At 41.0% G+C, this 16,816-nt stretch carries 20 protein-coding genes; 8 read left to right on the plus strand and 12 right to left on the minus strand.

Annotated features, from left to right (window positions below; genetic code table 11):
• Positions 1 to 16: 16 nt before the first annotated feature.
• The 6 genes from abc-f to NR125_RS04145 all read right to left on the minus strand — a co-directional run bounded on the left by abc-f (position 17) and on the right by NR125_RS04145 (position 5,208).
• Positions 17 to 1,795 carry a ribosomal protection-like ABC-F family protein gene (abc-f, locus tag NR125_RS04120; protein ID WP_256814749.1) on the minus strand — a complete coding sequence of 593 codons (1,779 nt, stop codon included), beginning with the start codon at positions 1,793 to 1,795 and terminating at the stop codon, positions 17 to 19.
• A 337-nt stretch (positions 1,796 to 2,132) separates the two neighbouring features.
• Entirely contained in the window at positions 2,133 to 2,333 is a 201-nt protein-coding gene (locus NR125_RS04125; protein WP_019381586.1) for a hypothetical protein, read from the minus strand.
• 318 nt (positions 2,334 to 2,651) lie between these two features.
• Entirely contained in the window at positions 2,652 to 2,789 is a 138-nt protein-coding gene (locus NR125_RS04130) for a YjcZ family sporulation protein (RefSeq protein WP_019381584.1), read from the minus strand.
• Positions 2,790 to 2,837: 48 nt separating this feature from the next.
• The gene (locus NR125_RS04135) at positions 2,838 to 2,939 is read right to left on the minus strand and encodes a YjcZ family sporulation protein (RefSeq protein WP_019381583.1); all 102 of its coding nucleotides are present in this window, start codon (positions 2,937 to 2,939) and stop codon (positions 2,838 to 2,840) included.
• A gap of 175 nt (positions 2,940 to 3,114) precedes the next feature.
• Positions 3,115 to 4,671, minus strand: a complete 1,557-nt coding sequence (locus tag NR125_RS04140) for a flotillin lipid rafts scaffold protein FloT (RefSeq protein WP_009331117.1) — start codon at positions 4,669 to 4,671, stop codon at positions 3,115 to 3,117.
• 15 nt (positions 4,672 to 4,686) lie between these two features.
• On the minus strand, positions 4,687 to 5,208 hold the full coding sequence (locus NR125_RS04145; protein ID WP_019381582.1) for an NfeD family membrane protein: 522 nt from the start codon (positions 5,206 to 5,208) through the stop codon (positions 4,687 to 4,689).
• Between the two features lie 296 nt (positions 5,209 to 5,504).
• Here NR125_RS04145 and NR125_RS04150 point away from each other — a divergent pair, with 296 nt between their 5' ends.
• Positions 5,505 to 5,807, plus strand: a complete 303-nt coding sequence (locus NR125_RS04150; protein ID WP_256814750.1) for a hypothetical protein — start codon at positions 5,505 to 5,507, stop codon at positions 5,805 to 5,807.
• Positions 5,808 to 5,928: 121 nt separating this feature from the next.
• Positions 5,929 to 6,735: a glycerophosphodiester phosphodiesterase gene (locus tag NR125_RS04155; protein WP_372675452.1), complete on the plus strand. Its 807-nt coding sequence runs from the start codon at positions 5,929 to 5,931 to the stop codon at positions 6,733 to 6,735.
• Between the two features lie 182 nt (positions 6,736 to 6,917).
• On the opposite strand, the gene NR125_RS04160 is transcribed toward NR125_RS04155, so the two are convergent.
• Together NR125_RS04160 and NR125_RS04165 are read right to left on the minus strand one after the other, a co-directional pair.
• A complete protein-coding gene (locus NR125_RS04160; protein WP_009331121.1) occupies positions 6,918 to 8,381 on the minus strand; it encodes a UDP-N-acetylmuramoyl-L-alanyl-D-glutamate--2,6-diaminopimelate ligase in 1,464 nt (487 codons plus the stop codon).
• Positions 8,382 to 8,604: 223 nt separating this feature from the next.
• Complete coding sequence (locus NR125_RS04165; protein WP_009331122.1) at positions 8,605 to 9,345, minus strand: hypothetical protein; 741 nt, start codon at positions 9,343 to 9,345, stop codon at positions 8,605 to 8,607.
• Between the two features lie 238 nt (positions 9,346 to 9,583).
• On the opposite strand from NR125_RS04165, the gene NR125_RS04170 reads away from it, so the two are divergent.
• From NR125_RS04170 to NR125_RS04185, 4 genes are all read left to right on the plus strand, one after another.
• Positions 9,584 to 11,020: a carbon starvation CstA family protein gene (locus tag NR125_RS04170; protein WP_256814751.1), complete on the plus strand. Its 1,437-nt coding sequence runs from the start codon at positions 9,584 to 9,586 to the stop codon at positions 11,018 to 11,020.
• Positions 11,021 to 11,218: 198 nt separating this feature from the next.
• Positions 11,219 to 11,341 carry a hypothetical protein gene (locus NR125_RS04175; protein ID WP_019381577.1) on the plus strand — a complete coding sequence of 41 codons (123 nt, stop codon included), beginning with the start codon at positions 11,219 to 11,221 and terminating at the stop codon, positions 11,339 to 11,341.
• Between the two features lie 14 nt (positions 11,342 to 11,355).
• Positions 11,356 to 11,622 carry a hypothetical protein gene (locus NR125_RS04180; RefSeq protein ID WP_009331124.1) on the plus strand — a complete coding sequence of 89 codons (267 nt, stop codon included), beginning with the start codon at positions 11,356 to 11,358 and terminating at the stop codon, positions 11,620 to 11,622.
• 15 nt (positions 11,623 to 11,637) lie between these two features.
• Entirely contained in the window at positions 11,638 to 12,060 is a 423-nt protein-coding gene (locus tag NR125_RS04185) for a pyridoxamine 5'-phosphate oxidase family protein (protein WP_251266736.1), read from the plus strand.
• A gap of 89 nt (positions 12,061 to 12,149) precedes the next feature.
• Here the strand turns inward: NR125_RS04185 and NR125_RS04190 are convergent, their stop codons facing one another.
• Entirely contained in the window at positions 12,150 to 12,713 is a 564-nt protein-coding gene (locus NR125_RS04190; protein WP_256814752.1) for an HAD hydrolase-like protein, read from the minus strand.
• Positions 12,714 to 12,909: 196 nt separating this feature from the next.
• Between NR125_RS04190 and NR125_RS04195 the strand changes: the two genes are divergently transcribed.
• Both NR125_RS04195 and NR125_RS04200 read left to right on the plus strand, forming a co-directional pair.
• The gene (locus tag NR125_RS04195) at positions 12,910 to 13,146 is read left to right on the plus strand and encodes a helix-turn-helix domain-containing protein (RefSeq protein WP_009331127.1); all 237 of its coding nucleotides are present in this window, start codon (positions 12,910 to 12,912) and stop codon (positions 13,144 to 13,146) included.
• A 154-nt stretch (positions 13,147 to 13,300) separates the two neighbouring features.
• Positions 13,301 to 13,630: a hypothetical protein gene (locus tag NR125_RS04200; RefSeq protein ID WP_009331128.1), complete on the plus strand. Its 330-nt coding sequence runs from the start codon at positions 13,301 to 13,303 to the stop codon at positions 13,628 to 13,630.
• A gap of 142 nt (positions 13,631 to 13,772) precedes the next feature.
• Here the strand turns inward: NR125_RS04200 and NR125_RS04205 are convergent, their stop codons facing one another.
• Genes NR125_RS04205 through NR125_RS04215 form a run of 3 tightly spaced genes read right to left on the minus strand, consistent with a single transcriptional unit; the run spans position 13,773 to position 16,785 of the window.
• On the minus strand, positions 13,773 to 14,501 hold the full coding sequence (locus NR125_RS04205; protein WP_192908370.1) for an exonuclease domain-containing protein: 729 nt from the start codon (positions 14,499 to 14,501) through the stop codon (positions 13,773 to 13,775).
• On the minus strand, positions 14,501 to 15,481 hold the full coding sequence (locus tag NR125_RS04210) for a DUF294 nucleotidyltransferase-like domain-containing protein (protein WP_009331130.1): 981 nt from the start codon (positions 15,479 to 15,481) through the stop codon (positions 14,501 to 14,503). Before NR125_RS04210 ends, NR125_RS04205 begins: the two co-directional genes overlap by 1 nt.
• A 35-nt stretch (positions 15,482 to 15,516) precedes the next feature.
• The gene (locus tag NR125_RS04215; protein ID WP_009331131.1) at positions 15,517 to 16,785 is read right to left on the minus strand and encodes an ammonium transporter; all 1,269 of its coding nucleotides are present in this window, start codon (positions 16,783 to 16,785) and stop codon (positions 15,517 to 15,519) included.
• Positions 16,786 to 16,816: the final 31 nt, after the last annotated feature.

The following is a 16,816-nucleotide window of genomic DNA, read 5'->3' on the forward strand; positions in this document are numbered from 1 at the left end:
GCCCGCCTTTTTGCACTTATTGATTTAATAATTTTCTTTTTTTAGTTATTAAGCCATTAAACTCTTTATCCAATTCCGCATATTTGCTGTCACCCGGAACAAGCAGACTGAGTTCTCCCAGTATCACACTGATGCGGTTATCAATAACCATAATTTGCTCTTTCATGGAGTCATGGTCTTTTTCCTGTTTGGAATTCCTGGATTTAATCTGATATTCCTTCAGGTCCATTTCAAATCTGGTAATTTTATTATCTTTAAATACAAGTAACCTTGAGCTTAACTTCTCCAAAAAGTATAGATCATGAGAAATAATGATGAGCGTCCCTGAAAATTCTTTGAGTGTTTTTTCAAATTGTTCCCTGCTCGGCAAATCCAAATGATTCGTCGGCTCATCTAGTATTAGCACATCATATTCTTTTAAAAGCATATCTGTAAGCTTGACCCTAATTCGCTCTCCCATGCTAAGTTGTTCAATCGGCTGATTTAACTTCGCTTCCTTCATCCCCAAATTCGCTAACAGGGTCCTTGCCTTGTAAATCATTTCACGATCGGTGAGATCAAGTGCCTCAACGGCATTTTTGGTTAAGGGCAAATCATTGATATCCTGATTTAAATAAGCAATCTTTAAAGTGCTGCTGACCCAAAGTTCTCCATCAGAAGGCGGTACTTCATCTAAAAGCATTCGGATAAATGTGGTCTTGCCTGCCCCGTTTGCTCCAAGAATCCCTATTTTTTCACCGTGCTTGATATAAAATTGGCTATCCTCGAAAAGAGTCCGATCGCCAAAGCTTTTTGAAAGGTTTTTAGCTTCAATGATTCTCTTCCCTCTTTTGCCTGACGCATCAAATTGAAAATGTACTTTCCCCTCTTCTTCCGGCTTCTCAACTTTATTTTTATCCAGCTCCTGCTGAAGTCTTTTCATTTTTGACTTAATCTGCTGATCCATCTTTTTGGCTTTCACTCTGTGATATTCTTTAAATCCCATCTGCCTATTCTCAGAAGGACTTCCGCCTTTAGTTGATTCCCTGTGAGCTTTTTCAGACCACTTTTTTAAATTGGACATCTGATTTTCGATTCTTTCGATCTCTTTCTGCTGTACATTAAATTGATGTAGCTGATCATCAAAGTTTTTCTGCTTTTGCTCCCGGTATGCTGTGTAATTACCCTGATAAATGGTGAGAATGCCTTCCTGTAATTCGAAAATTTTCCCGACTGCCTGATCAAGGAAATGACGGTCATGGGAAATGATCAGAACCGGGCCGCTGAAATTGCAGATTTCGCTAATTAGCCATTCGATGCCCTGTAAGTCCAAATGATTAGTAGGTTCATCCAAAATCAGCATATCCGGGTTAGATGACCAGACTTTAGCTAAAGAAAGCTTCAGTCTTTCACCGCCGCTCAAAGAATCAAGTCTATCCGGCTCCCATTCATGGAGTTTTAAAAGGCCTAGTTTGCTTGCCTGCTGAAGAATCTCTTCATCTGGAGATTGGTTGAAATCGCGAATTTCACTGACAGAATAGTCTGCCGACTGATGCAGGTAGCCAATTCTGCATGGCTCCTTCATCCGCTCGATAGTGCCTTTATCCGCTTGAATACTGCCGAACAAAATATCGGCCAGTGTAGTTTTACCTGTGCCATTTAAGCCAACAAGGCCGATGCGGTCCTGCTGATAAATATCGAAGTCCAAATTAGAAAACACCGTTTTATCACCGAATGACTTTTGAAGACCCCTGGCCATGAGAATCGGCAGGTTATTATTGTTCTGATTGCTGATTATACGTTTATTTGCACACATAAAAAAACCTCCCCATACCCGGAGAGGATTGTGCACCCATCATTGGAAATGGTGCAAATACATAAAAAACATGCGCCTAAATAAAATTTGATCCGCTTACAGACAAATATAGTAACCATCAGTTCCGATAAGGGATGACTAAAAAAGGGCACACTAATCCTATGTTCTCCGGGTTAAACTTTTTAAATATAAAAAGATACCAGAAAAAATAAGATTATAACTTCATGCCCCTAAATCATCCTTTCAAACTCTTTGATTGTAGTATATAAGCTTCTGGCTTTTATTGTCAATAGGCAAATGATCAGCAGCTTTAATGCAAGTATCTGCCTGCTTGTCATTAATCAATCCTGATATGCTTGTTGGTTAGCTCCTTAAGCATATTTAATATCGTTGCTCTTTCCTCCAGGTTAAAACCGCTTACCCACTCTGAAACAAGCTTGTACTCGCTTTTATGCATTTCCCGCTGAAGTCCACCCTCCAATATCGAGTATATTTCCCTCATCGTATTTTCCCGATCCTGAGTTTTAAGTTCATCCATTTTGCAAACCTCCCATTTTCGTTTATGCTGCTTCTTTTCCCTATTTGGCTTAATAGGAAACACGAGTTTGCAATTAGTGAATTTGCTGACTGATTTCAGGTTTTTGTATGCGGAGACGGATTTTTATGCGCGGGTATTTGTTTGTATTGCGCGGGATTTTTCCTTTTGCGCGCACTTTTTTTTTTGCGCGGAGACAGACTCTTTGCGAGTGGATATTTTCATTTTCAAGCGGAATTTGCCGTGGCTTCTCACACTCACATCCAAAGGTATGTATGCATATAAAAGAAAAGCAGGTCCCCCTGCTTTTCTTTTAATCTATTACCACTTAAAGCAAGAAGCACCTACGATGATCAACAGGATGAACAGAACAACGATTAGCGCAAAACCGCCGCCGTATCCAGCTCCGCCATATCCAGCTCCACCATATCCACAGCCGCCATATCCGTAGCCATACATTATAGAATCCCCTCCCTTACTAATAAACTCTGTCTCCATGTTTAATTATTAGAATCCGCCATAACCCCAAGAAGCACCGATAATAATCAGTAAAATAAACAAAACAACTAAAAGGGCGAAACCGCCGCCGTATCCACATCCGTCTGACATAGTCAATTACCTCCTTTGTTTGATTCAATATATCCTATTCAATTCACCCAATTTGTGCGATAGACGAATACACAGTTTTCATCGCAAAAAAGAAGCCTTCCGTGTGAAGGCTTCTGCTTTTTGCTGATATAACAGTATTTCCAGACTATCTTCCTTGAAAAAATAGGCAATTTTATTATTTTTTATGAGCTAGAGTGGCTTGGATTCCTTTAGCGGATTGGACGGGTTCTTTTTCTTTAATTTCCTCAGTCAGCTGTTCCAGGCTTTGCCGGACGTTTCCTTTGCCAGAAAAATTTTGGAGAAGCTCCTTCACGTCTATGCCAGACGAAGCTTTCAGGCTTTCCTGCATCGTGGACATCAGGTTGGTGGCATAGCCAGTTACTTTATTGGCCCCGCCATTATTGCTGTCACTTCCTGTATCTACCACTGTAATCTTATCAATATTTGATAGCGGGCTTGCAAGCTGCTTCGCATATTCCGGAAGCATGTTAATGACCATATCCATCATGGCCGCCTGGCCATACTGTTCAAACGCTTCAGCGATTTTCCTCTTTGCCTCCGCTTCCGCCAGTCCTTTGAGGCGGATGATTTCGGCTTCTGATTCACCTTGAGCGCGCTGTGAATCAGCCTTCGCCATCCCATCTGCCCTAACTCTTTCAGCTTCGGCACGGGCCTGTGATTCAATCCGATATTGGTTTGCATCCGCTTCGGCAATCTGCTTTTTCTTTTCAGCCTCTGCTGCCTGCTCAACAGCGTACCTGTCTGCATCAGCTTTCTTTTTCACTTCGGAATCATATTGGCGTTCTCTTCTTAAGATTTCTTTTTCTTCAAGCTCAATTTGCTTTTGGCGTTCAATGATCCTGATCTGCATTTCATGCTCCGTAACTTCTTGCTTTGCCCTGGCCGTTTCAAGGTCATATGCCTGGTCAGCCCGGGCTTTGGCAATATCCTGTTCCCTTCTGTAATCAGCCATTTTCATTTGATTTTCCTTCTCAGCTTCTGCTATCTCTGTCGCTCTTTCAAGTTCTGCCTTTTGGGCATCCTTGGCTGCTTCCGCCCGTTTTATCCGGGTTTCCTTTTCAGCTTCAGCTGTGGCAATATCCGCATCCCGCTTAACCTGAGCAATTCTTGGCCTTCCCAGTGAGTCCAGGTAGCCATTTTTGTCGCGGACATCTTTGATTGTGAAAGAAACGATGATCAGGCCCATTTTAGCCAAATCCTGTGATGCAACCCTTTGAACCTCCTGGGAAAATTTATCCCTATTTTTGTATATTTCTTCGACTGTCATAGAACCCAGAATTGACCGTAAATGCCCCTCTAGAACTTCTTTCGCTTCATTTTCACGATCTTCCTTTGATTTACCAAGGAATTGTTCTGCAGCAGTAGCAATTTCTCCAATACTCCCGCCGATTTTTATGATTGCAGTACCATCTGCCATGACAGGGACTCCCTGTTCGGTATATACTTCCGGAGTGGTAACCTCCAGTTTGCTTGAAAGGAGACTCAATGGCTCTGCCTGCTGAAAGACCGGCAATACAAATGTTCCTCCGCCTCTAATTATTTTTATCTTATTTCCGGATTCGTCCACATGGACATTTTTGCTGCCCAAATAACTTCCTGTTACGATTAACGCTTCATCTGGCCCTGCAGTCCGATATTTTGTAATGAACACACCAAGAAGCGCAATTAGCAAAAATGCTGCAATTCCAATTACAACCCAAATCATTAGCATTATATGTCCCCCTGTCTATAATTCTTTATAATCGATAACTTTAATAACTCCATTTTCCACTTCAACGATCAGCACATTGCTGCCTTCTGCTATAAACGTATTTTCATAGCTTAGGGCAGGCTTGGAAATTCTCCCGCTTATATTTTCAATCAAAACCTCACCGAAACCATTCTCCGGTATAGGTATTAATACCGTACCTAATCTTCCCCTTAAGGATTCATCTGTGTAAACGAGAGATTCTTCAGCAGATGATAATGGAATAAGAACAAAGATATTCAGCAGTACATCCAGCAGTCCTGCAATTCCAGCTCCTATCAAGAGAATGACCACGCTATTAAGAGAGGTTGCCGTTTCAAAGATATAGCCTGCAGCGGAAAGAAAAGTGATAAATGCAAGAATCAGTACAGGATTTAGAAAACTTCCCTCCCCAATTCCGTCAGCAATATCTCCAAAAAACACATACAAAATAATTAAGATGCCCGAAAAAATAAGTGTGAAGAGATATATTGTCTGAATAGGAAAACCAAATAGTTCCATTACATCACCCTATCCATATTTTATTGTCCATCTATTCTATCCCATGCCTCCTTTCCCTTTTCCCTTAACGGATTAATTTATATACGGACAAAAACCTGTAATTGTTTCATTTTTCGCAGTTTTTTTCCATATTCATACTTCTATCTGTTCAGCTTGTCTAACTTTCAGCCCGTTTTTGTCATTTTCATCTCTATTTCTGCATACCTTATTTTGGGACTAAAATTCGCCACTGGGGATTAAATGCCGAAAATTGGTGGAATAGACGAATATATCTAGTTAGCGGAGGGATAGGGAACATGACAAGATCTGAATTGCATATGGGGAAGCCAAAGAGCAAATTTATGCTGATGTCAATTGTCCTATTGTGCTTTTTTGCTGCTGTCTTTACAGCATTATATTTTTATTCTCAAAGCCTCATTAATATAGAAGCCCCTAAAAAAGAACTAGGTGAGAAAATTATTATCCAGCTTCCTTCCGGAAAGAGTGTATTTACATATGAGAACCTGGTTGTTAAAGAAGAAGGAAAGCTTTTTTATAAGGGCGAAAGAAATACTCTGGATCTGACTGGCGGTACTATTGTTTATGAAGAATGGGAATAAACAGAGATAAGATACTCTGCTCCTTATCCCGGGGCAGAGTCATTTTATTTTGAAGAAATCCACTGGCAGTTGACAAAATGTTTTTAAATCCTTTAAGATGAGCAAAAAATGGCGAGGAGAAATGACTTTGAAGGTAATGAAAAATGTTTTTTTTACAGCTTTGGCTACAGTTATTTCATTTTTCGGCATAAAAAAAATGACAAGCACCACTCACAAAATGAAAAAAATCGGACATCGGGGAGCAGCCGGCTACTGTCCTGAAAATACATTCCCTTCATATGACCGTGCGATCGAAATGGGTGCAGATTATCTGGAAATTGATGTCCAATTAAGCAAGGATGGAAAGATTGTTGTGATTCACGATTCACTTGTCGACCGCACAACTGACCATAAAGGCAAGGTGTCCGATTTTACCTTTGACGAGCTCAGAAAGATGGATGCCGGAAGCTGGTTTTCCCAAAAATTCCGCGGTGCCTGCATCCCTTCTTTCGAAGAGGTTTTAGACAAATATGCAGATCGCGTCGGGCTTTTAATTGAATTAAAAAAACCGTCCCTATACCCTGGCATTGAAAAAATGATTGCAGAGGAACTAAAGAAAAGAAATTTTCACACAAAAGGGGACGACCATATTATTGTTCAGTCATTCGAAACCGAATCAATGAAAAGATTCCATGAATTGGTGCCGGAAATCCCTGTCGCCATCTTAATTAACTATCCGCCTGACACTGTTGAGATTAAAAATATTGCTGAATATGCCAGTTACCTGAACCCAAAATGGACTGTGGTTAATAAACGCGTGATCGATCTGATTCACTCAAATCGCATGAAAGCAATCGCCTGGACTGTGCGTTCCAGGAAAGAGGCAGAAAAGTTGAAGCATTATCCACTGGATGGGATTGTTGCCGATTATCTAGATCTTATTGAATAACAAAAGATGCAGACCAATAATGGTCTGCATCCTTTATTTTGAAAGATAAGGAAGTATAAAATTCCGAAGGCCGACAACTGTCTGTACAAACAGCCTCCCCCCTCGGGGTGAGGCCCCAGGACATGCGAGGACATGGCGTTCTTAGTCTGCGTTCCTTCGCGGGCAAGGCGCTTCCGCTTTTCTTATAGCACCGCCTGTTTTCTCCCAGATTCCAGGAGCAGCTTCAGGGTTTCCAAATCACTTTCAGCCGGAAGAGCAAATGGCTTTTGATAAGCTTCCGGCCCCTTTCCGGTAATAAAAATCCAGTCACTCTCCCCAGCTTCCCGCCATGCCTTCTGAATAGCCAAAGTACGGTCGGGAATCACTTCCCCCTTACCGCATCCAAATTCTTTATTCAGCCGATGCAATTGGCTTATCATCTCATCCTCAGATTCATCGTTTAAATCATCAGCCGTTAAGTAAAATTTATGGCAGTATTTTGCAGATGCCTTAATCATGTCCATGCGCTTAGATTGATCTCTTCCTCCGCGGAATCCATAGATTTGAAAGATTCTTTCCGCTCCCTGTTGCCTCGCTGCTTCCAGGCAATATTCAAACGCATCCACAGTATGGGCATAATCCACAACGAACTTAGCTCCTGAAGGGTGGATTATAGTTTCAAAACGGCCCGGGATGCCCGGGAATCCAGCCAGGGCCTTAATAATATCTGCAGTGTCTATCCCCAGATCAACGCCTGTCAAAAAAGCCATTGCTGCATTATAGACATTATGGTGTCCCGGAAGAGGAAATTCAATTTCAAAAGACTGACCTTTCATCTCCAAAATAAATACTGTTCTCCCATTAATAGCAACGTCTTTTATTGAACAGCACTGATCATCACCAAGCAAAATCAAAGGAATCTTTTCTTTTTGCAGGTCCTCTGCCATTTTTTCTCCCCATGAATTATAGAGATTTATAACTCCTTTACCGCCGTCTTTTAGTAAGGTGAAGATTTTCTTTTTATCAAGAAAATACTGATCCATATTTTCATGATAATCAAGATGGTCATGAGCCAGATTAGTAAATAGTCCGTAATCTAATTCCAGACCTTCTGTTCTCGATTGTTCCAGCGCATGTGAAGAAATCTCCATAACGACAAACTCATCAAGGCTTTTACTCAGCATTTTTTGGATCTGTAAAGCATCTGGTGTAGTATTGCTGGTCTTATATTCCCTGTTATTAATAATATTGGATACAGTTCCCAAGAGGGAACATGTCCTGCCTGCAGTCTCCAAGATATGCTTTAAAATATAGGCAGTGGTCGTTTTCCCATTTGTTCCTGTTATGCCAATTATTTTATGTTTCCTTGATGGACGATCATAAAAACAGCTTGCCAGCTTCCCCAAACTGGTTCTGCTATCCGTTACTTTTATATAGGGCACATTCAATTCAAGGGCTTCTTCACCCACCACGGCAGCCGCCCCATTTTCAACAGCTTGTCCAATAAAATGATGTCCATCTGTCTGAAAGCCTTTAATCGCAACAAAAAGGCTTCCTTTCCTCACTTTGCGTGAATCCATTTCAATCCCTCTAATTTCAGGATCGTTTGTAAAAACATCCATCTCCCCACTATCCTTTAGGCACTTAATAACCTGGGATAATTTCATATTTCTGTCTCCTTTAATGTTTAAACATCAAGTAATTTGGTGTATAAGTCTATATTCATTATCTTTTGTTTTCCCATATTTACAGGAAATATGCCTCTAAAGGACACAAATAACGGGGGGATCGGAAAATCGTCTTAATATACTTGAATTGAGGATAAATTTGGGTGAATGGCTTCTGGAAAATAAGCGATTCACCCTATTGAAATACCAGCTTACTTGCGTTTTAGACTATAGACAATGGCCGCTTTGCAAACTGGGATAAATACTTCACATTCAACCGGCTGTGCTGTGAAATAAGATAAGCATCCCTTGTAGCACCTGGTTTCCTTAACGTATTAAGGGCTCTTATCATCCCTGCTTCACTTTCCATGCCAACCCCATGCCCAAAGAACATCCCTCCGCCCAAATATACGGAATTCTCACCTGTCCAAACTGGATGACCATAATCAGGATTATAAAAATAAACCACATCACCAGGTATGAAATTCCTGCCTCTTTTTGTAACAATCGATAGATCATGGTCATAATTCCAGTCCCAAACAAGAAGCCCCTGAAATAGTGTATTGAAGCGGCTGACAGAGATAGAGTCCAAGACAGCTTTATAAAAAATCAGCACAATGGCTGTTGTACATTCAAAAGCATATTCCCAGCTGTTCGTAAACACATCCATAATCGCATCTGACGGTAAAACGGATGGATCGAGCAGGTATCCATATTTTGTCCCTCTCCATATGCGCGGATTGAAACGCGATGTGTTAAAGGGTGCAAATTCAACTCGGCTGGCATAAAGCTGCCTGGCTGCTTTGATGATGTTCTCCCTTAGAAGGATATCAAACAGCAGTTCATGCATTGAATCATATTGATGAGTCTCCGGACTGCTCTCCAGGGCAAGATAAATTTCACGCTGAACACCAAAAAAGCTGGAAACCCCCGGTTTATTTTGATTATTCGAAAGGATAATCATTGCCTTCCCCCCTTCAAATGGACTTATAGTAGCTTATGGTTTCTTTTGCAGGAGGGTTCCTTCAATATTTTTCTTCTCTTTTTCTACTCTTCGGAAAATGGAAGCGTTATTTATTATCGGAAAATATCTTTTTTCTGAAATAGACTTGCTTTTCCTTCCATTTTACTTGTACAATATTCCACATATTCATAAGTTTCAGACTTTAACGATAATTCATTTTCAACAGGAGGCTTGTTTCATGGTGACTTTTTTAGGATCGATTGTTTTGCTGGTGGCAGGATACGCCACTTATTCGAAAGTAGTAGAGAAAATCTTTGGTATAAATGATAACATTCCTACACCGGCTTACACAGAAAATGACGGAATGGACTATGTTCCAATGAGCTGGTGGAAAGGCAGCCTGATCCAATTATTGAATATTGCAGGACTGGGTCCGATTTTCGGTGCTATCATGGGGGCTTTATATGGACCAGTTGCTTTTATCTGGATAGTGGCCGGTTCCGTTTTTGCCGGCGCCGTTCACGATTATTTTTCAGGGATGCTCTCTTTGAGGCATAAAGGCGAGCAATTTCCCTCTATTGTTGGCAGATATTTGGGAAAACCGGCCAAAACAGCCATTAATATATTTTCTATTCTCTTAATGGTACTGGTTGCCGCTGCATTTACTGCTGGACCGGCACAGCTTATTTCCAGCATAACACCATTAAGTTTTATGGCTTCATTGTTCATTATTTTTGCTTACTTCATCCTGGCAGCTGTGTTGCCTGTAAACCGGATTATCGGAAAAATTTATCCTTTTCTCGGAGCTATTTTAATTTTTATGGCTGTATCCATTGCAGTCGCATTGCTATTCAGCGAAAAACCCATACCGAATGTAACGCTTTCTAACTTTCATCCCGGAGAGCTTCCTATCTGGCCTTTACTGATGGTCACCATTTCCTGCGGTGCCATTTCTGGATTTCATTCAACACAAAGTCCGATTGTCTCACGCACGCTGAAAAAGGAAAGCGACGGTAGAAAGGTTTTCTATGGAGCAATGATTGGAGAAGGAATAATCGCTTTAATATGGGCTGCAGCGGGCATGACCTTTTTCGGGGGAACAGGAGGTCTTCAGGAAGCTTTAGCAGCAGGAGGCCCAGCTGGAGTCGTTAATGAAATTTCGAGCAGCCTCCTAGGTACATTCGGAGGGATACTTGCTATCTTAGGCGTTATTATCCTCCCGATTACAACCGGTGATACAGCTCTCCGCTCTTCAAGAATGATGCTGGCTGAATCGCTGTCCTCTTTTATGAAAACGGATGGCAGATGGAAGGTTGTCATCACCACCTTACCAGTGGCTCTTCCAACTTTATACCTTGCAACAATCGATTACTCTTTCTTATGGAGATATGTTGGATGGACAAATCAGGTTACAGCTGCAGTCATGCTTTGGACCGCCACGATGTATCTCTTGAAAAATAAGAAATTCCACTGGATTTGCGGTGTGCCTGCCTTGTTTATGACAGGTGTAGTATCGACGTATATCTTCTATGCACCTGAAGGCTTTCAGATGGATTATCAATTGTCGATGATCATCGGTTCAGTCATTACGCTTGCTATTGCAGTATGGTATGTTTACCAGATAATAAAACATAGACAGCTTGGCAAAAATAGTACCAGCTTAACAGCAGCCTAACTGTAAATGCACCTCATTCACAAGAATGAAGGTGCATTTTTTTATTTGCTGAAATCCTTCAGACCAATACCCTTTTTTCAAATTTAGTTGCTGTCTGTCTTTCTATTCTGTTAGTCCTGCACTCTGGATATCTGGCCCGTTGCGTTTTACTCTTCATGAAGCGGGTAATGAATACTAACAGTTAAAGGAGGTTTTACAATGTCAGATAAATACAACTCAGAAAAAAATAATTCTATAGAACAAGAAAAAAAGAAAGAAAACAACAAAGATATCGAGCCCCAAAGAGAGCCGGAAAAACCTCAGGAAGAGAAGCCGAATTAAGGAGGATGTCTAAAATGGCTGACAAAAACATTCAGGATGGAAAGATGGATAACCCCGAGCAATATAAAACCGAAAAAGAAAGTTTATTTGACAAGTATGAAAGTGAGAAGAATGTAGATCCTATTCCAGTGGAAGACTTAAAACAAGAAAAAGAAGAAGAAAAAAACGGCTCAAACATAAAGAGCAGTTCTTCTACAGAGGAAAAGTACAAAGCTGACTTTGAAACAATCAAAAAGAAAAAGCTGTTTGGCGATAAATATGACGATGGAACAAGGACATAAGAAAGGCTGGATACTATGAGTCAGAATAACCTAAAGGAAAAAATCATAAATATACTGGAAAACAGCAAAATAGGCATCCTTTCTACCGTGAAGAACAACAAACCCTATTCCCGCTACATGACATTTTTTAACGATAATCTTACCTTGTTTACACCCACCAGCATTCAGACAGATAAAGCAGATGAAATTAAAGCCAACTCAAACGTTCATATCTTAGCAGGATATGAAGGTGAAGGGTTTGGTGATTCCTATGTAGAAATTGAAGGAACAGCCTCTATTAATGATTCGGATGCTTTAAAAGAAAAACTATGGAATGAAAATATGGAACCCTGGTTCGATGGTCCGAACGATTCCAATTTAATTGTTCTTGAAATTAAACCGGTTAAAATAACGCTGATGAACACAAAAGAAAATTCACCAAAAACACTTGATTTATAAACCAAGACGCCTGGCATCTAATGACGTGCCAGGCGTCTTGTATTGTATCTTCCATAATTTTAGCCAGGAGCGTATTTTCTATGAATGCTTTATTTTATTATCTTATTAAAATCTCTATAGTGACTCAAATAGTAATCTGCTCCTGGAGTATTATTCTGAAAGAGGCAAGTTTTTATGCCAAGCTCCTTTGCCGGCAAAATGTCTATTTCCCTATCTCCAATTGCTATATCCACTTTATGCTTCTCATGCAGAAATTCATATGAAGCGGTGTGAGGCTTGCGGGGATAGCCGTCGTCACCTGCTACCATATCGGTAAAGTATCCATCCAAATTATGGAACTGCAATATAGATAGAACATCATCTCTTTCCTTGTGAGTCATAATAACATTCTTATCAGCCTGCTTTAATACATGCTCAACCTCAGGAAAAGGCGTTAAATCTTTGGGCCGCAACTGTCTCGCCATGTTCCTGATTGCTTTAATTTGTTCATCATTTAAGCCGAAATGTTCAAATGCTTCACTGAATGATACCTTTAACTGCCAAAAAATCTCTTCTCCCGAGATCTTTTCATCTCCCATTACTTCCCTGACAATCGCTGTATAGGCTGGGTATGTATCAAACAAAGTGCCGTCAAAATCCCAAAGTAAATTCAAAAGGCAAAGCTCCCTTCTAAATCCTTTTCTCCCCTTATTTTAGTAATTATACATGTAGCTAATCTATTAAACTGCTTTTCCATTGTAATTAAATTACTTTGACAAACCTATAGCACAATGCTAATTTAATAGCTATAATACTAAAAAAATCTTGCCCTGATAAAAAATAGGGAGAATTTTCAAAGGATGAATTTGAATGAACAAAGAGATTATTAAGCTAATCAGAAAAAGCTATAACATGACACAGCGTGATTTCGCAAGAGTTGTCAGCTGCAGCTTCTCTCTAATAGCTCTGGTTGAGGTAGGCAAGAGAAGAGTAACAGCTGATCTTGAAAATAAAATTAAAATTGCTTTTGACCTCGATGACCAGCAGATGCAATCACTCACTTCCCTTGTTTCAGAAATCAGCAAAGGTGTTCCCCCCTTCATGTAAAGACAGATACGGCTGTTTAAAGACCTTCCCTTCAGATGATACCGATCACAAATTAGCAGCCGGCAATTAAAATAGGCATTTGCCGTGTCTCTCCGCCCACTTATGCATACCTTATAAGGAGTTATAGGATTTTTGCATAAAAGGAGAGTGCCCAATGTATCCATATGGCTATTATCAAGGTTATCTTCCTCAGCCAGCAGCCCACTTCACCCCTGAATATGATTATCAGCAGTACGAACAATATGATGACAGACAGCCCCAGCAGCTCGAAAGAAGGGTTACAGCTTTGGAAAGGCAAAATCAGGAGCAATCCAGAGAGATTACCCGGCTGAACAGGCAGCTGGTAAATTTGACTGACCAGGTTAAAATGCTGAACCAGACCGTTGACCGCCATACACGAAGGCTTAATCGGCTGAACCAAAGGCTAAGGGCAGTTGAGAATAGACTTAACATCCCTTTTACTCCTTTTGACGGGGAATTCTAAGGGAGAACTTTGTGCTTACTGCCGTGAGCCTTAGGAATAACAACTTTGCCCCAATCTCATAGTGATTGGGGCTTTAATTTACCTATTGGTTTATACGCAAACTTTGTAATTACTGTCCGGCCAGTGTTAGGGCATCTACTGTTTAGCTAAACCTGGCTATTCGCTCGTAAACCTCTTTTAAGTTGGAGCATCCTAATTTATGAACCTCCTCGATCAAACGGCACCATAAGAGAGCAGTAAGCTTTGCATCTCCCAGGGCATGATGGCGGTCTTTAACAGGGATGCTATAAAATTCACAAAGGTCTTCTAATCTCCAGAATGATTTATTATGATCAGCTATCCTGTAAAGGAAGGAAGTATCTAATATCCTATACTTGAATGGCGTACGGAATAGCTTCCAGCAGCTGTGCTGCATAAAGCTTTTCTCGTGGTTCGCATGATGGGCCACAAGCGGCATATCCTTCACAAATTCAAGGAAACTAATCAATACTTCCGAGAGAGGAGGGGCTTTTTCTAAATCAGCCTCAGATAAACCCGTCAGCTCCTTAATTTCGTTTGAAAGTGGCTTTTCAAATCGGGCGAGTGAATAAAAATTGTCTTCACTGACTTTCCCTTTAATAATTTTAACCGCACCAATCGATATAATCTGATCCCCTTTATCCGGATAAAATCCAGTTGTTTCAATATCAAAGACAGCCACATTCAAATTTCCGAATGGAATAGCCATTGAATCGGTATTCTCCAATTCCCTCTGCATTTGCCTTATAAATGCCATTTGCTGTGGATTTTGACCATTCATCCCACCAAACATATTAGTTTGAAGTTTTCCTTGAATACCTCTGACAAATTGGACAAAAGGATGGAATCCCATTAACCTGCACCCTTTTCAATGGCCCTGATTACAAATTGATGAAGCTTTTTGCCATCCTTTAAAATATTTTTCAATTCATTTCTTTCAGATTTTGATAAGGATTTCAGCTGAATGTAATGAGTATCATCATAGGTATCTGTTTGCCTGTAAGATTGAAGTCTCCATTTTAACAAAGCGGCAAAATTACTTTCATATTTACCCATTTCCTCATCATAGCCATTCATTTTTTTGAGCTTACCCATTCGGGCAATAGTGGATGTCTCCAATATCCCTTCTTTGACAGCAAGAATTCTAACCGCATTTACATAAGGTATAAATGCTGCATATTTTAGATCCAGCTCTCCTTGATGGCTCCCCTTTTCCTCTGTCAGAAGCTGGCCAAATGGACCAACTGATTTTTTTATATGCATACTGGTCTCCATCATCCTGGTCAGCAAATGAGGGCTTTTTTGAATGTTCGTGTGGATACTGGACTTCAATTCACCTATATATTCCTCCTGGCCCGCAAGAACTCTGCTGTCATAGAAAATGTGGAGATTTCTTATCGTCTGCAGACTCTCCTCCTGCATCCATGCTTGAATCTGTCTTTTCCATTTAGAAAGCGACTTGCACCACAGCGGATTTGAACTCATCACATTCCCTTCGCAATAGGGATATCCAGCTGCATGCAGACCTTTTGAAATTTCCTCCCCCAGCTGCAAAAAATACGCTTCTGCTTCTGCCTCACCCGGTTCAAACACCAAGCCATGGTCCTGGTCACTCAGAAAGCCCTGTTCCATTCTCCCGCCGCTTCCCATCGTAAACCAGGCAAACTTCCATGAAGGTGATCTTTCTATTTTCAATCGCTCCAAAGCTATGCTAATAACAGCATTCATGATAAGGTCGTGAAATTCATTCAGGGCACTGGTATCATAGCGATATATTATCTGTTCCTCTTTCCACTTTTTCAGGGATTGATAAGAATTAAATGATGATTCCATCCAGGCACTTCCTTTAAAGAAAGCTCGAGTCCTGCTTATGAGCTTAAACTTTTGTTTTCCTCAGCCATGAAGACTTCCGGATATCCGTAGCTTCCATGTTCACTTAAATCTAATCCCATAATTTCTTCTTCTTCTGTTACCCGAAGTCCTCCCAATACTTTCTTGGCAGCTGCCAAAATAATGAAGGATACAGCAAATGCATAAAGACCGGATACAGCTACACCCATGAACTGGACTCCCAGCTGTTCAAAACCGCCTCCATAAAACAATCCTGGCTTTCCGACTGCTGCCAATTCAGGTGTCGCAAAGAATCCAGTGGATAATGTTCCCCAAACCCCAGCTGCACCGTGAACAGATAGGGCAAAGATGGGATCATCGATTTTCCTCTTTTCAAAGAATCGCACACTGTAGAATACCAGTATTCCTGCTACAAACCCTATGACAACAGCCGCCCAAGTATCCACAAATGCACAGGAAGCTGTAATAGCGACCAAGCCCGCAAGAGCACCATTAAGCATTGTCGGCACATCGGATTTCCCCATAACCACCCAGGAAATAATCAGTGCTGATACTGCGCCTGCTCCCGCAGCAAGATTTGTATTAAGAGCTACAAATCCAAAGAACCCATCGTCAACAGTCAATGTACTCCCAGCGTTAAAACCGAACCAGCCAACCCACAGGATCAGCACACCCAAGGCTGTATATACTTGGTTATGACCATAGATATTGTTAGCCGAACCGTCCTTGTTAAACTTTCCAATTCGGGGCTTAAGTAAAATAGTAGCGGCCAAGGCTGCCATAGCACCTGTTAAGTGAACAACTGTTGAACCGGCAAAGTCCTGCTTGCCGTGTTCTGCAAGCCAGCCCCCTCCCCAAATCCAATGGGCAACAACAGGATATACAATTGCGGAAAATAATACGGTGAAAATGAGGTAAACGGATAGTTTTGCACGTTCAGCAAATCCGCCGAGTGCAATCGTGATGGCAATACCGGCAAATGCCAGCTGGAATACGAAGAATACCGAAGATGATAAGCCCATTCCCTCAAGTTCAGCACCTGAGTAAAAGAAATTGGTAAGCCCGACCAGGATATTTGCGTTACCGCCAAATATGAAGCCAAAGCCTACTGCCCAAAACACTAATGATGATAGACCAAAGGTAAAGATCGTTTTTCCTGCAATATGCCCCGCATTTTTCATCCTGGTAGAACCTGCTTCCAGCATAATAAAACCGCCAAGCATAAAAATGACTAAAATTGCTCCCAGCATAACCCACAGACTGTTCATTAAAAATGTGGAATCCAATTGTCATTCCTCCCTGTTATTTTTTGATGTA

Origin of the sequence: Cytobacillus sp. Bac17 (genome assembly GCF_024519925.1) — a bacterium.
GTDB lineage: Bacteria > Bacillota > Bacilli > Bacillales > Cytobacillaceae > Cytobacillus > Cytobacillus pseudoceanisediminis.

Coding starts and splice junctions, on each gene's coding strand:
- abc-f (WP_256814749.1), bottom strand. CDS start 1,795: ATGTGTGCAAATAAACGTATAATCAGCAATCAGAACAATAATAACCTG.
- NR125_RS04125 (WP_019381586.1), bottom strand. CDS start 2,333: ATGGATGAACTTAAAACTCAGGATCGGGAAAATACGATGAGGGAAATA.
- NR125_RS04130 (WP_019381584.1), bottom strand. CDS start 2,789: ATGTATGGCTACGGATATGGCGGCTGTGGATATGGTGGAGCTGGATAT.
- NR125_RS04135 (WP_019381583.1), bottom strand. CDS start 2,939: ATGTCAGACGGATGTGGATACGGCGGCGGTTTCGCCCTTTTAGTTGTT.
- NR125_RS04140 (WP_009331117.1), bottom strand. CDS start 4,671: ATGCTAATGATTTGGGTTGTAATTGGAATTGCAGCATTTTTGCTAATT.
- NR125_RS04145 (WP_019381582.1), bottom strand. CDS start 5,208: ATGGAACTATTTGGTTTTCCTATTCAGACAATATATCTCTTCACACTT.
- NR125_RS04150 (WP_256814750.1), top strand. CDS start 5,505: ATGACAAGATCTGAATTGCATATGGGGAAGCCAAAGAGCAAATTTATG.
- NR125_RS04155 (WP_372675452.1), top strand. CDS start 5,929: ATGACTTTGAAGGTAATGAAAAATGTTTTTTTTACAGCTTTGGCTACA.
- NR125_RS04160 (WP_009331121.1), bottom strand. CDS start 8,381: ATGAAATTATCCCAGGTTATTAAGTGCCTAAAGGATAGTGGGGAGATG.
- NR125_RS04165 (WP_009331122.1), bottom strand. CDS start 9,345: ATGATTATCCTTTCGAATAATCAAAATAAACCGGGGGTTTCCAGCTTT.
- NR125_RS04170 (WP_256814751.1), top strand. CDS start 9,584: ATGGTGACTTTTTTAGGATCGATTGTTTTGCTGGTGGCAGGATACGCC.
- NR125_RS04175 (WP_019381577.1), top strand. CDS start 11,219: ATGTCAGATAAATACAACTCAGAAAAAAATAATTCTATAGAACAAGAA.
- NR125_RS04180 (WP_009331124.1), top strand. CDS start 11,356: ATGGCTGACAAAAACATTCAGGATGGAAAGATGGATAACCCCGAGCAA.
- NR125_RS04185 (WP_251266736.1), top strand. CDS start 11,638: ATGAGTCAGAATAACCTAAAGGAAAAAATCATAAATATACTGGAAAAC.
- NR125_RS04195 (WP_009331127.1), top strand. CDS start 12,910: ATGAACAAAGAGATTATTAAGCTAATCAGAAAAAGCTATAACATGACA.
- NR125_RS04200 (WP_009331128.1), top strand. CDS start 13,301: ATGTATCCATATGGCTATTATCAAGGTTATCTTCCTCAGCCAGCAGCC.
- NR125_RS04205 (WP_192908370.1), bottom strand. CDS start 14,501: ATGGGATTCCATCCTTTTGTCCAATTTGTCAGAGGTATTCAAGGAAAA.
- NR125_RS04210 (WP_009331130.1), bottom strand. CDS start 15,481: ATGGAATCATCATTTAATTCTTATCAATCCCTGAAAAAGTGGAAAGAG.